Origin of the sequence: Vibrio viridaestus (genome assembly GCF_003856525.1) — a bacterium.
Lineage (GTDB): Bacteria > Pseudomonadota > Gammaproteobacteria > Enterobacterales > Vibrionaceae > Vibrio > Vibrio viridaestus.
In genome coordinates this window covers 457,884-471,325 of record NZ_RJVQ01000002.1, presented here as the reverse complement: position 1 = coordinate 471,325, position 13,442 = coordinate 457,884, and the positions used below count along the sequence as shown (strand labels likewise).

At 44.1% G+C, this 13,442-nt stretch carries 13 protein-coding genes; all 13 read right to left on the bottom strand.

The features are described 5' to 3' along the window. Positions 1 to 16 precede the first annotated feature (16 nt). A complete protein-coding gene (locus EES38_RS06095; RefSeq protein WP_124936281.1) occupies positions 17 to 523 on the bottom strand; it encodes a DUF2802 domain-containing protein in 507 nt (168 codons plus the stop codon). Further along, positions 523 to 1,017, bottom strand: coding sequence for a chemotaxis protein CheW (locus EES38_RS06090; RefSeq protein ID WP_124936280.1), 495 nt, complete (start codon positions 1,015 to 1,017; stop codon positions 523 to 525). Before EES38_RS06090 ends, EES38_RS06095 begins: the two co-directional genes overlap by 1 nt. A gap of 38 nt (positions 1,018 to 1,055) precedes the next feature. Then, positions 1,056 to 2,072, bottom strand: a complete 1,017-nt coding sequence (locus tag EES38_RS06085; RefSeq protein ID WP_124936279.1) for a chemotaxis protein CheW — start codon at positions 2,070 to 2,072, stop codon at positions 1,056 to 1,058. Continuing rightward, complete coding sequence (locus EES38_RS06080; protein ID WP_124936278.1) at positions 2,062 to 2,841, bottom strand: ParA family protein; 780 nt, start codon at positions 2,839 to 2,841, stop codon at positions 2,062 to 2,064. The genes EES38_RS06085 and EES38_RS06080 overlap by 11 nt, the downstream gene beginning before the upstream one ends. 9 nt (positions 2,842 to 2,850) lie before the next feature. Then, positions 2,851 to 4,005, bottom strand: a complete 1,155-nt coding sequence (locus tag EES38_RS06075) for a protein-glutamate methylesterase/protein-glutamine glutaminase (protein WP_124936277.1) — start codon at positions 4,003 to 4,005, stop codon at positions 2,851 to 2,853. 25 nt (positions 4,006 to 4,030) lie between these two features. Continuing rightward, positions 4,031 to 6,319, bottom strand: coding sequence for a chemotaxis protein CheA (locus EES38_RS06070; protein WP_124936276.1), 2,289 nt, complete (start codon positions 6,317 to 6,319; stop codon positions 4,031 to 4,033). Positions 6,320 to 6,328: 9 nt separating this feature from the next. Then, a complete protein-coding gene (locus EES38_RS06065; protein WP_124936275.1) occupies positions 6,329 to 7,066 on the bottom strand; it encodes a protein phosphatase CheZ in 738 nt (245 codons plus the stop codon). A gap of 69 nt (positions 7,067 to 7,135) precedes the next feature. Continuing rightward, a complete protein-coding gene (gene cheY, locus EES38_RS06060; RefSeq protein WP_017052487.1) occupies positions 7,136 to 7,504 on the bottom strand; it encodes a chemotaxis response regulator CheY in 369 nt (122 codons plus the stop codon). Positions 7,505 to 7,549: 45 nt separating this feature from the next. Further along, the gene (locus tag EES38_RS06055) at positions 7,550 to 8,284 is read right to left on the bottom strand and encodes an RNA polymerase sigma factor FliA (protein WP_124936274.1); all 735 of its coding nucleotides are present in this window, start codon (positions 8,282 to 8,284) and stop codon (positions 7,550 to 7,552) included. Next, positions 8,277 to 9,167 carry a MinD/ParA family protein gene (locus EES38_RS06050; protein ID WP_124936273.1) on the bottom strand — a complete coding sequence of 297 codons (891 nt, stop codon included), beginning with the start codon at positions 9,165 to 9,167 and terminating at the stop codon, positions 8,277 to 8,279. The genes EES38_RS06055 and EES38_RS06050 overlap by 8 nt, the downstream gene beginning before the upstream one ends. A gap of 12 nt (positions 9,168 to 9,179) precedes the next feature. Next, positions 9,180 to 10,310 carry a flagellar biosynthesis GTPase FlhF gene (flhF, locus tag EES38_RS06045; protein WP_439333241.1) on the bottom strand — a complete coding sequence of 377 codons (1,131 nt, stop codon included), beginning with the start codon at positions 10,308 to 10,310 and terminating at the stop codon, positions 9,180 to 9,182. Positions 10,311 to 10,717: 407 nt separating this feature from the next. After that, positions 10,718 to 12,811, bottom strand: coding sequence for a flagellar biosynthesis protein FlhA (flhA, locus tag EES38_RS06040; protein WP_124936271.1), 2,094 nt, complete (start codon positions 12,809 to 12,811; stop codon positions 10,718 to 10,720). A gap of 108 nt (positions 12,812 to 12,919) precedes the next feature. Further along, entirely contained in the window at positions 12,920 to 13,384 is a 465-nt protein-coding gene (sixA, locus tag EES38_RS06035) for a phosphohistidine phosphatase SixA (protein WP_124936270.1), read from the bottom strand. Between the last annotated feature and the right edge of the window lie 58 nt (positions 13,385 to 13,442).

The window sequence follows — 13,442 nt, the reverse complement described above, 5'->3', positions numbered from 1 at the left end:
CTTTGAAGATTAAAAACTATCTGCTTGGCTTTGTACTTCTCTTACTCGAAGTAACCTGCCTCTCACTAGGGTTTTGCTCAAGCGGAGGTATTTTCTCATGTCCCGCTAGTTTTTTCTGCAGTGACAACATTAACTCAGCTTCAGCTTTTGGCAACTCACACTCTTCGATTAGCTCATCAATATCAGCGCCTAACTTGACCATCTTTGTCGCACGACTATAAAGACGACCATCTTTATCTTCTTGCTCTAGTTCACTGATTCGCTCTGCTAGTAAACGCATCACATCTTGTTGCTCTGAAAAACTTTGCCCAAGACCGACAGCAATGGATCGTAATTCAACAATCTGCTTTCCAGACTTTTGCAAGTCTTTCGCAAGCGTTCGGTTTTCCTGACGAAGCTGATCAAATCGTGCTCGATAGTTTTTGCTCATCCGTAACAGACAAAATATCAGCACCAACAAAACAAACAGTGTGGTGCCGAATCCAGCCAATAGATGGGGATTATTCAGAATGTCATCAAGCATTATAGATGAGCCATTTCATCCCATTCTTCGTCTGATAGAAGCTTATTAAGATCCACTAAAATGAGTAGCTTACCGTCTCGATTACTTACACCTTGAATGAACTTAGAGCTTTCTTCCGTACCTACACTTGGTGTTGTATCGATTTCGGAAGAACGTAAGTACACAACTTCCGCAACGCTATCAACAAGAATACCGATAACCTGGCGTTCAGACTCAATAACAATAATACGAGTATTATCCGTTACTTCGCCTTCAACTAAGCCAAAACGTGAGCGGGTATCGATAACAGTGACCACGTTACCACGCAAGTTAATAATACCTAATACGTAATCTGGTGCTCCCGGCACGGGTGCAATTTCAGTGTAACGTAAGACTTCGCGCACCTGCATTACATTAATGCCGTACGTTTCTTCCTCTAACTGGAACGTAACCCATTGAAGCACTTCATCTTTGGATTGGTCCTTTTTTACTTCTACTTCGCTAGATTGAGACATACCTTATCCTCTCTAAAGTCGTATCCGACATCAATGCATTATTTATCGAGTGCTTTAACATCAAGGCCAGCTTTAAGCATAGCGACCAAAGCCTCAACATGAATCAAAGCACACATTTTTTCTTTTACCATCCCAGCAAGCCAGGGCCTTTTTCCTACATGTTCGCGCCATCGAACTTTATCACAGTCAAGTAACTCAGTGCCTTTTAACTGCCCGCAAGCCAGGCCCCAAGTACTTTCACCAAGCATAACAATGTATTCGTAACTCTCTTTATGCTCATCACCAGATAGCTTATCCGCCATAACCCATCTTGCGGTATCAACAACATCTAACTGAGCATCTCGATTGGTTTGTAGCCCCAAATACCATTTGGGCCTACCAATGAGGTGATTTAGTTCCGTTATCCGGTGGATTCCACCAAGTTCATCCAATGGAACGGCGAACGTCACACCATTTACTTCAAAATAAAGTACTTGAAAGTTTGAAGTGCGCTGCACTCCCTCCCAATGACCAAATTCACTTCCACCTCCGCCACTCTGAGCGACTTCAGATACCTGTTCAACTGTCTCTGTATCGACAGGTTCGGCTATTTCTTTAATCTCTTCAGCAACATGCACTTCGTCTGCAGTTGTATCGAGCGTATCAACGTCCCAACCCTGAACTTCATCTTCGACAACAATTTTATGTGTCGTTGCCTGCTGCTCTAAATCTTCTTGGTGGTGAAGCTCCTCAACCACCTTGCGGGTGTTCTCTTCAATGATATCTTCAACATGCTCGATTTCAGCAACTGGGTTTGAAGACTCAAGCTGCTTCAAAAGCCGCTCTACATCATCAAGGTTGGGTATAGGCAAAAAATCCGGACCACTTACCTCCAGAATTTTTTCTTCAGATACAACCGGTTTTAATTGTGGTACAAATTGTGAATCATGAGAAACTTCCGCAATGACTTGTGCGTTAATTTCTTGAGCCAGCTCTAACTCTTCCGACTCATCGAGTAAAGCAGCAAAATAATCAGTGAGAGCCTGTTCACCAGACAATACAGAATCACGACTCATCGATTGCCAGCCTCTCTAAATAAATTAGTAACTGTTTGTAGGCAAATACTCCTCGGCTACCACTTGCGAAATGTGAAGCAGGTAATCGCTTAAGACTTGCATCTCTAAATTTCGTATCAATGGGTACCGCTGAGTTCCAGACTTTATCTGGGTAATCCTTTTTGAGCTGTGTCAGCGTTTGCAAAGAGGCTCGAGTGCGCTTATCGTACATAGTTGGAACAATAGTTACTTTGAACTGACGGCTTCTAGAACGTTGCATAATCGCAAGCGTTCGAATCATGCGCTCTAATCCCTTCATCGCCAAGAACTCGGTTTGAACCGGGATTAAAATACGGTCGCTCGCCGCTAAAGCGTTCACCATCATCACACCAAGGATAGGAGGACAGTCTATTAAGACGTAATCATAAACATTACGTAACTCAAGCAATGCCTTCTTAAGGATCAAGCCCATTCCACTACGGTTACCCATCACTCTATCTAACGTCGCGAGCGACATATGAGCGGAAATAAGATCGATACCATCGATTTCAGTGTCAACGATAAGAGGCTGTACCGTATCCTTGGTAATTTTTTCGAGTTGAAATAAATCGAATAAGTTTTTATCCATGCTGTCGGAGTCATATCCGAGGTAGGTAGTTAGGGATGCGTGAGGGTCTGTATCAACCAACAACACTCTTTTCCCCTGCTGACATAAGAGTCCAGCTAGAGTAATAGTTGTTGTGGTTTTTCCGACACCACCTTTTTGGTTTGCAATACTCCAAACGATCATGTCATACCCTTAAGCCAGACCGACTTCGACCAACATACGCTCAGCAATACGGTCAAGTGGTAGACTCTCTGTTGAAATACCTGCTTTAGCAACCGCCTGAGGCATCCCATAAACAACGCAACTGGCTTCGTCTTGAGCCCAGATGGTGGCGCCAGCAGCTTTAAGCATTCTTGCACCTTCTCGTCCATCAGCTCCCATACCAGTCAAAACAATTGAAAGCACTTTATCTGCATAGATCTTAGCAGCAGAACCGAATGTCACATCAACACACGGTTTGTAATTCATTTTCTCTCCGCCATCAAGAATCCGAATTTTTGTTGAACCAGGACGCCCTTCCAACATCATTTGTAAGCCACCAGGAGCCAGATACGCCACTCCGGGACGCAAAACATCTCCATTCTCAGCTTCTTTAACTGATATTTTGCACAACGAATCCAAACGACTCGCAAACGCTGCCGTAAATGTTGCCGGCATATGTTGAATTAACAAAATAGGATGCGGATAGTTAGCCGGTAATTTAGTCAACACTTTCTGCAATGCAACAGGACCACCTGTTGACGTACCTATGGCTGTCAACTGATACTTCTTGCCCGTTGGCCTAAACTTAGCTGAAATAGGGGTAACCGGAGTTGTTGTCGCAGGTTGCGAGGTTCTTTGTCTGATCGAATCTAAAGATCGTGACAGAGGCTCTCTTCTGGTTGGAGAACTTGGGGCCACTGTATCCGTCGATGATAAAGCAGAGGGAGATGTCCTACGCATGAATGCTCTTCGTCTGGATATCTCCAAAACGCGTTGCTGAAGTAACGCAACAGCCTCATCTCGATTTCTCGCGATATCCTCGAATTTCTTAGGCAAAAAGTCCATAGCCCCCGCATCAAGAGCGTCAAGTGTCGCCTTTGCTCCATCGTGAGTCAGAGATGAAAACATCAGAATTGGGGTTGGATTTTCTTCCATAATCATACGAACTGCAGAGATGCCGTCTAACACCGGCATCTCAACGTCCATAGTGATTACGTCAGGCTTCAGGCTCTTAGCTTTTTCGACAGCCTCTTTTCCGTTGGTAGCAACATCTATCACTTCTAAACGTGATTCAGAATTGATGATTTCACTAACACGACGTCTAAAGAAACTTGAGTCGTCAACAACTAAAACTCTAATCGCCATAGTTTTCCTTATCGTTTCCTATACCTTAGATTCTCGAAGCTGCTGCGTAGTTTTTCAACAGCCCTGGAATATCAAGTATCAATGCAATGTGACCATCACTGGTAATGGTTGCACCAGCCATACCTGGAGTACCCTGAAGCATTTGATCAAGAGGCTTAATAACCACTTCTTCTTGTCCTATTAAGGTATCGACAACGAAACCAACTCGTTGGCTACCAATCTGGACAATAACGACGTGTCCATGCCCTTTTCGTGCTTCAAGAATACCTTTCTGCGGAGCTAACCAGTTTTGCAAGTAAAATAGTGGTATCGACTTTTTACGAACGATAATAGTTAACTGTCCATCAACAACGTTGGTACGACTAAGATCAAGGTGGAAAATCTCATTAACGCTTGCTAACGGTAAAGCAAATGGATTACCACCGACACCAACCATTAGCGTTGGTAAGATAGCGAGAGTCAGTGGTACTTTGATTGATATCTTCGTACCCTTACCGATCTCAGAATCTATATCGATAGAACCATTTAGCGTATTAATTGCCGTTTTAACTACGTCCATCCCCACGCCACGTCCGGAAATATCCGAAATCTGCTCTTTACTAGAGAAGCCAGGCATAAAAATTAAGTTAAAACATTCTTTATTGGTCAAACGATCGGCTGCGTCTTCGTCCATCAGTCCCTTTTTGACTGCGATCGAGCGGAGCTTATCGGGATTCATACCTGCACCATCATCGATAATACATAACTCGATATGATCGCCCTCCTGGGAAGCAGAAAGAATTACTTTACCCGTTCTCGATTTACCCGATTTAGCTCGGTCATCCGGCATTTCAATACCGTGGTCGACGGAGTTACGCACCAAGTGGATTAGTGGATCTGCGAGTGCTTCAACCAGATTCTTATCTAGATCGGTTTCCTCTCCACGCATTTCGAGCACTATGTCTTTCTTCAGATTACGTGCCAGATCTCGAACCACCCTTGGGAATCGTCCAAATACCTTTTTAATCGGCTGCATGCGCGTTTTCATCACTGCGCCCTGCAGGTCAGCCGTAACAACATCCAAGTTGGCAACCGCCTTGGACATTTCTTCGTCGTTACTGTTTAAACCTAAACTGATTAAACGGTTGCGAACCAAAACCAATTCACCGACCATATTCATAATAGTATCGAGCGTCGATGTATCAACACGAACGGTTGCTTCTGCTTGAGTGGCCGGTTTCTTAGCGGCATCTTTCTTGTCATCAGCAGGCGCTGCGGGTTTATCAGGAACACCTGCCCCACCAGCTGCTGGAACTGGCTTAGCTACGGCCGGTTTAGCTACAGGTTTGGCAGCAGGCTTCGCCGCGGGTTTAGCAGGCTCTTTCTTCGCAACGGGCTCAGCCGCTTCAGCAGCAACGGGTTTTGTTGCAGCTTCTAGCTCATCTAGTGTTGGGCCTTTACCTGAACCATGAAGTTCATCGAGCAGTTTTTCAAATTCAGCATCTGTCATCAAATCGCTGTCTGCTGCGCCAGGCATTGATGGAGCAGCCGCTTTTGCAGCAGGAGCCGCTGGTGCAGGAGCGTCATGACTATGAAGCGAAGGACCTTTACCTGAACCGTGAAGTTCATCTAATAACTTTTCAAATTCATCGTCGGTAATGTCGCCATCATCGTTAGACGTTGAAGCCTTAGGTGCTTGAGGTGCAGCAGCACTTTCAACTGGTTTACTTGGTGCCTGACCCTTGCCATGCAATTCATCAAGAAGTTTATCGAATTCGTCTTGAGAGATTTCATCTATTGAACCAACATCGACTTTCGTCTCAGCCTGAACTGGGGCTTCTACCTCAGGTTCTTCTTCAACAATGTCATCTTCCACAATATCTTCAATGTCGTCTGATTCAACTTCATCACTGATAGAAACTTCGTCTTCATCTTCATCAGCACTCGCTGGGTGAGATAAACGATGTAATTCCTCCAGCAACGCAGGATCTGCAGCTTCTAACGGCTCACGTTCTTGTACGGCACTAAACTGTTCATTAATGGTATCGAGTGCGCGCAACATTGTGTCCATCAAACGTGAAGTCACAGTTCTCTGCCCATTTCTCAAAATGTCGAACACGTTTTCTGCACCATGGCAGGTCGTAACAAGTTCATTCAGAGCAAGGAAGCCCGCGCCCCCTTTTACTGTGTGGAAACCACGGAATATTGCATTAAGAAGGTCTTTATCATCAGGGTTGTTTTCAAGCTCAACCAATTGTTCTGAAAGCAACTCTAAGATTTCTCCAGCCTCAACTAAGAAGTCTTGTAGAATATCTTCATCTAACTCATAGCTCATAAGGTACCCCTAAAAACCAAGACTCGACAACAGGTCGTCAACTTCGTCTTGAGAAGAGACAGCATCATTTCGTTCGTGAGGGTTGATAATTGGACCTTCAGCTTCACTTGGTGATACTTGCTTATCTCTTGTTGAATTTTCGCTAGCGCTTTCTTCTAATTGCTGTGCGCCAAATATTGTTAGTATTTCGACCAACCTTTGTTCTACTTCAGTTACAAGGTTTATAACCCGACGAATAATCTGTCCGGTTAAATCTTGAAAGTCTTGAGCCATCAATATCTCAGTAAGTTGCCCTCTCAGTTCAGAACTGTCCCCCTCGATCTGACTGAGCAACCCATCGATACCGTGACACAGTGACTTAAATTCGCTTAATTCAATTCGACCATGCATCAGCTCGTTCCATTTCGGGCGAACCTTGAGCAGTGACTCGTGTAAGCTATCCGCAATTGGCATACAGCGATCCACAGAGTCCATCGTTTTGTTAGCTGCTACTTCCGTTTTAGAAATAACATATTCGAGTCGGTCTCTCGCATCGGGAATCTCGTCTGTCGCAATAGCCTGCATTCGGTCACTGGACTGAAATTCCTTCAAAGCGTCATGTAACTCTCTAGTTAGTACCCCAATCTGTTCAAACATAGGGTGACTAGATGAGCGTCGACAAATATCGATCAACAGCTCGTTTGCATCTTGTTGCTGCTCTTGTTTGAGAAGCTCGACGAGTTTTTCGGCTTGTTCTAATGTAATCATCCTGAAGTAGCCTTCCACGCGTTATGAATCGGATAAATTTGAAAAACCTTTAAATTTTTTTTCGAGAAATTAGAGACGCTCGAAAATTTTATCGAGTTTTTCTTTAAGAGTAGCTGCTGTAAATGGTTTTACTATGTAGCCATTTACGCCAGCCTGAGCCGCTTCAATAATTTGCTCCCGCTTAGCTTCTGCAGTAATCATTAGCACAGGAAGATGCTTAAGCTCTGCATCGGCACGAATGTTTTTCAACAAATCGATACCCTGCATTCCAGGCATATTCCAGTCAGTTACGACGAAATCAAAATCCCCTTTCTTAAGCATAGGCAATGCTGTTAAACCATCATCCGCTTCTTGGGTGTTATTAAAACCTAAGTCGCGAAGTAGATTTTTTACGATTCGACGCATTGTTGAAAAGTCATCAACAATCAAGATTTTCATATTTTTATTCAAAATTGCCTCCACTGAGTATGAGGTCAGTGATAGTTAGTCATTCTGTGTCCAGGAACGAAGCTTCGTTCTAAGACGTTGCATTGTCTGGCTAAGGATCTGGCTAACACGCGACTCGCTTACGCCAATCACCTCGCCAATTTCTTTTAAATTCAATTCCTCATCATAATAGAGTGAAAGTACCAAAGCTTCACGTTCTGGTAGCGATTTTATTGACTCAACCAATGCTTTTCTAAAGGATTCATCAGCCACACCTTTGAAAGGCGTATTTTCATCAAGCGAATCTGTTGGTGAAATCACGTCTTCAGACACACCTAAATCGTCAATACCTACTATTCTAGAACAATTTATGTCAGTTAAAACGCTATGATACTGATCTAGCGTCATTTCAAGAAACTTCGCAACTTCAGAATCGGTTGGGTCACGATTTAATTGCCCTTCCAAAATCGAAATTGCATGGCTGATCTCTCTATTATGTTTGTGTACCGATCTTGGCACCCAATCGCCACGACGAATATCATCCAGCATTGCACCGCGTATTCGAATCCCAGCATAGGTTTCGAAGCTAGCACCTTTGCGCCCATCATAGTTTTTCTGCGCTTCTAGCAGGCCAATCATCCCAGCCTGAATCAAGTCATCTACCTGAACACTTGGTGGCAAGCGGCCAATTAAATGATGAGCGATTCTTTTCACTAATACGGAGTACTTCTCCAAAAATGCTTGCTGGCTGTTAACATTTCCATGTTGATCGTAAGTAAGCGCTTTATTCACTAAATGGCTCCTCTGCTATTTCAGAGCGATTTAATAAGCGTTCTACAAAAAACTCCAAATGTCCACTAGGAGTTTTAGGTATTGGCCAAGTTAATGCTTTACTTGCCAACGAACTAATCGCTAAAGACGCCGGAGAACGCGGGTAAGCATCCACAACAATTTTCTGTTTTTTCACCGACTGTCTTACATTATCGTCCAAAGGAATACAGGCTACGAGTTCAATACTCACATTTAAAAACCGCTCTGTGACTAACGTCAACTTAGCGAACAATTCTCGCCCCTCTCGATAACTCCGTACCATATTAGCAACAATTTTAAATCGTTGAACCTGATGCTCTCGACTCAACAATTTTATCAACGCGTAAGCATCTGTAATTGACGTAGGCTCATCACAAACAACGACAACGACATCTTGAGCGGCTCTTGAAAAACTGACTACCATATCGGATATACCTGCAGCGGTATCGATCAGCAATACATCCATCTCGTCTTCAAGAGAACCAAAAGCTCTGATTAAACCTACGTGTTGAGCATGACTCAATTCAACCATTGATTGAGCACCAGAGGTCGCCGGAATAATTTTAATTCCATGGGGACCTTCAACAATCGCATCTCTCAGCTCACACTCACCAGCAAGTACATGTCCTAAGTTTCGTTTAGGACGAATACCAAGCATGACATCCACGTTAGCAAGACCTAAATCGGCGTCCAGAACCATCACTTTCTTGCCTTGCATAGCCATACATATAGCCATACCTAAGGTCACATTAGATTTACCAACACCACCCTTACCACCAGTAACAGATATTACTTTGGTGACAGATGGCTGATTTAATCGGCGCAAACCGCTTGCCTGGTCACTATATATCATTTTGTTCGCCATAATTCTCGCCGCCTAGAGTCTGTCAGAGTCACTGGACCAATAGTGAGGCTCATTGTCTGCTGATTTTTCTAACAGCTCATTCGCCTTCGCTACCATGTACTTAGGTTGTGCCAGCACAATGTCTTCCGGAACTCGTTGTCCATTCGCGATATAAGCGACAGGCAGCGCATTCTGTACAACCACACTAACAAACTCTCCTAAGCTCAGAGATTCATCTAACTTCGTCATAATACACCCGGAAAGAGGAATCCTTCGGAAATGATCGATGGTCTCTTGAAGTACTTTTCTCTGTGCCGTTGCCGGTAGTACCAGATAACTGTGAATCATTTCTCCGCTATCCGACATCAAGGTATCTAGCTGTTCTGATAACCTAACATCGCGTTGTCCCATTCCAGCGGTATCGACTAAAATTAAGCGACGATTACGTAGCTGATATATAACATCGGCTAACTCACTAGAATCTTTAGCAACTTTTACAGGACAACCCATAATTCTTCCATATATCGCCAATTGCTCATGAGCACCGATACGAAAAGTATCAGTTGTCACAAGGGCGACGTTGTCTGAACCGTATTCCATTGCAGCTCTCGCTGCCAATTTAGCAACTGTTGTCGTTTTACCAACACCAGTAGGACCTAACAGCGCAACGATGCCACCACGCTTAAGTAAATCTTGTTTAACAATTGGAATTTGATCCGAGACCAATCGCAGTAATGCTTTCCACGCTTTAGGTGGAGGGGTATCTTCTGGTATATAACAAGCAAGCTGGTCAGCTAAATCTAATGATAACCCCATACGAGATAAACGCTTGATTAGCATGGCACGCAAAGGCTCTCGACGCTCGACTTCTTGCCACATCAACCCCGATACTTGGTGTTCAAGCAAACGACGAATAGAGTTGACATCTTCTCTGAGTAACTCCAGTTCTTCATTTGGTAGCTCTTCAGTTTCTCTATTACTGCTATTGCCAAATAGCGGCTTTTTATTGGTTTTTGGTGCAGCAGGAGCGTCTCCTTCCGCCTCTCGCCAACGATCATTAGTGAGAAGTTTATTGCCACGCTGCTGAGCCTGAGAACCAACATTTGCTTGACGCTTGAGTAAAGAACTTAAGGAATCTTGCTGTTCTTCTTCATCATCTTCCATCGCTCCTTTGTTGTACTGCTTTAACAAGTTAGCGAATCGTTTTGACATCGAGGCCTGCTGGGTAGGAGCATCGGTATTATTGGCCGCACTGAGTTGTACTCGATCCTCTGCAAGCTCTCTTCTGTAATTCTGAGCCTGAGCTTTTGGTGCTGAATAAGTAGAATTCGCTGCGGCCTGTTGATGGCGAGGCTTAGAATCGTATCTCGCAGAAGACGCAGAAGCTGGCGACTCGGCATTGTCGACCGCAGCCACAATTTCGACGCCACCTGCGACTTTCTTATTAGACATAATAACCGCATCGACCCCAAGTTCATCTTTAACCTGAAGCAATGCTGTTTTCATGTCTTTGGCAAAAAATCGTTTAATCTTCAAAGCCGCAATCCACCGTCGTTAAATCTATCTGAGCATTAATTCCCAACAGCCTGCACTATGCGAATTTGTTTCTCATCAGGGATTTCCTGATAAGAGAGCACCCTTAAGTTAGGGATGGTATTTTTAACAAATTTAGCCAGTGTTGAGCGAAGCACTCCGGATGTTAGTAAGACCGCTGGTTCCCCTTTTAATTCTTGCTCCTGAGTTGCCTGACTCAACGCATACTGTAGTCGCTCAGCCAAACCAGGTTCGATACCAGCAGATTCTCCACCCGACGCCTGCATGGTTTGATGCAATATTTGTTCCAACTCAGGCACAAGGGTAATTACAGGGAGCTCTGGTTCTATACCATTGATTTCTTGAACAATTAATCGTTTCAAAGCGATTCGAACGGCCGCGGTTAATACGTCGGGTTCTTGACTCTTACTTGAGTACTCTGAAAGTGTTTGCACTATTGTTCTGATATCACGAATTGGAATCGCTTCGTGAAGTAAGTTCTGCAGAACTTTTACAACGACACCAAGCTGTAACTGCTCTGGTACAAAGTTTTCAACCAATTTAGGTGCAGATCGGGATAGCATATCCAGTAAATTCTGCACTTCTTCATGACCAATTAGTTGTGCTGCATTATTCGTTAGAAGTTGACTTAGATGTGTAGCAAGAACGGTTGAAGCATCGACAACGGTATACCCCAAAGCCTGTGCGTGCTCGCGCTGTTCATCACGAATCCACACAGCTTCAAGCCCAAAAGCGGGATCGTAAGTCGATTCACCTTCGATGCCGCCATAAACTTGTCCCGGATTAATAGCGAGTTCTTTATCGGAACGAATTTCAGCCTCACCGACCGCCACCCCCATCAATGTGATGCGATAGCTATTGGGCGTCAGTTCTAAGTTGTCCCGTATGTGAACTGGTGGAATTAAAAACCCGAAATCCTGTGATAGCTTTTTACGGACACCTTTCACTCGGTCTAGCAACTCGCCTCCCTGATCTTTATCGACCAGAGGGATCAATCGATACCCAACTTCAAGTCCGATAATGTCGACTGGTTGTACATCATCCCAGGACAGTTCTTTGTGTACCGGTGTGTCAGTGTCAGGCTTATCCGGTAACTCAGGATTCTCTTTGGCCTTTTTCTGTTTACGATAAAGTAGATACGCTGCGCCACCAGCTAATAGTGCAAGTAATAAAAAAGCGAAATGAGGCATTCCCGGAACCAGGCCCATAATGCCAAGAATAGAAGCTGTTATAGTCAGCGCTTTAGGGTTATCAAACAACTGAAAGATAACCTGTTGCCCCATGTCTTCATCCGTATTTTGACGCGTAACCATAATGGCCGCGCCAATAGATAGAATCAACGATGGGATCTGAGCCACTAGGCCATCACCAATAGTCAGGAGTGTATAGATTTGAATGGCATCAGAGAAAGCCAAGTCATATTGAATCATACCGATGGTTAAACCACCGATAATGTTAATAAAGAGAATCAGGATACCGGCTATCGCATCCCCTTTTACAAATTTTGATGCACCGTCCATGGAACCATAGAAATCGGCTTCTTTAGTCACTTCAAAACGTCGGGTTCTTGCCTGCTCCTGATCGATCAACCCGGCATTTAAATCGGCATCAATGGCCATTTGCTTACCAGGTAAGGCATCTAACGTAAAACGCGCGCTAACTTCTGAAATACGTCCCGCACCTTTAGTGACAACCATAAAGTTAATGATCATCAGGATTAAGAACACCACCAAACCGACAGCATAATTACCACCAATAACGACGTTACCAAATGCTTCAATCACATTACCGGCAGCCCCTTCCCCTTCATGCCCATAAAGTAAAACAACCCGAGTTGACGCCACGTTCAGGGCAAGTCGCAGTAAAGTTGCAATGAGCAGAACCGTTGGGAAAGCAGCAAAATCTAGAGGACGACGTGTATAAACGGTCACGAGCAGCACGACCATCGCCAACGCTATATTGAAGGTAAAAAATAAGTCGAGTAAAAATGCGGGAATCGGCAAAACCACCATCGCGAGTGTTGCCAATACCATGATTGGCGCACCGATAGCAGGAATGCTCTTTTGCGGTATAGACGGTAACTTATTCGCAAATGGCAAAGAAAACTTCATTGAATAATCGCTGCCCTAAATGAGAGACACAAATAATGCAGCGACCATGCAATAAACGCACCATAGATAAGTCAAAATTCTGGCTAACACCCATTTTTGACTGTTAAATCAACCTGGATAGTGCTTCCAGGCAAATTCTCCAACGCCTTTTTCAGCGTCAAATTCAATACACACCAATCCTGATGTAGGGAACATCGGAGGAGCCAGATCGGGGATAAATTCGCTGGTCATATACCCAACGAGAGGTAAATGAGAAACAATAAATACCGAATCAAGGTTCTCGCTTTCAATCAGCGCCATAACATAGTGGTAGACTCGTTCAGCCTGTCCATAAGGTGTAATGTCTTCACATGACTCAACATCCTTGCAATGGATATGAGACGAAATCTCTTCCCATGTTTGCTGCGCCCGAATGTAAGGACTCACCAGCACCTTATCCACACTAAGCTCTTGCTCAAAAGCTTCTTTGACAACCGATAGAGATTCTAATCGTCCACGTATGGTCAGTTGGCGTTCCGCATCACTATTCGCCATTTGGGCTGCTTCGCCATGACGCATAATAAAAATCTTCATACGCTTTTACCTGTTCACCAACAAATCGTCCAAAGAGGATTTTGCTGGTTTATAATTT

What these genes read in the sequence shown, in the direction of transcription:
- EES38_RS06095 (WP_124936281.1), bottom strand. Translation starts at nt 523, where the DNA reads ATGCTTGATGACATTCTGAATAATCCCCATCTATTGGCTGGATTCGGC.
- EES38_RS06090 (WP_124936280.1), bottom strand. Translation starts at nt 1,017, where the DNA reads ATGTCTCAATCTAGCGAAGTAGAAGTAAAAAAGGACCAATCCAAAGAT.
- EES38_RS06085 (WP_124936279.1), bottom strand. Translation starts at nt 2,072, where the DNA reads ATGAGTCGTGATTCTGTATTGTCTGGTGAACAGGCTCTCACTGATTAT.
- EES38_RS06080 (WP_124936278.1), bottom strand. Translation starts at nt 2,841, where the DNA reads ATGATCGTTTGGAGTATTGCAAACCAAAAAGGTGGTGTCGGAAAAACC.
- EES38_RS06075 (WP_124936277.1), bottom strand. Translation starts at nt 4,005, where the DNA reads ATGGCGATTAGAGTTTTAGTTGTTGACGACTCAAGTTTCTTTAGACGT.
- EES38_RS06070 (WP_124936276.1), bottom strand. Translation starts at nt 6,319, where the DNA reads ATGAGCTATGAGTTAGATGAAGATATTCTACAAGACTTCTTAGTTGAG.
- EES38_RS06065 (WP_124936275.1), bottom strand. Translation starts at nt 7,066, where the DNA reads ATGATTACATTAGAACAAGCCGAAAAACTCGTCGAGCTTCTCAAACAA.
- cheY (WP_017052487.1), bottom strand. Translation starts at nt 7,504, where the DNA reads ATGAAAATCTTGATTGTTGATGACTTTTCAACAATGCGTCGAATCGTA.
- EES38_RS06050 (WP_124936273.1), bottom strand. Translation starts at nt 9,167, where the DNA reads ATGGCGAACAAAATGATATATAGTGACCAGGCAAGCGGTTTGCGCCGA.
- flhF (WP_439333241.1), bottom strand. Translation starts at nt 10,310, where the DNA reads ATGGAAGATGATGAAGAAGAACAGCAAGATTCCTTAAGTTCTTTACTC.
- flhA (WP_124936271.1), bottom strand. Translation starts at nt 12,811, where the DNA reads ATGAAGTTTTCTTTGCCATTTGCGAATAAGTTACCGTCTATACCGCAA.
- sixA (WP_124936270.1), bottom strand. Translation starts at nt 13,384, where the DNA reads ATGAAGATTTTTATTATGCGTCATGGCGAAGCAGCCCAAATGGCGAAT.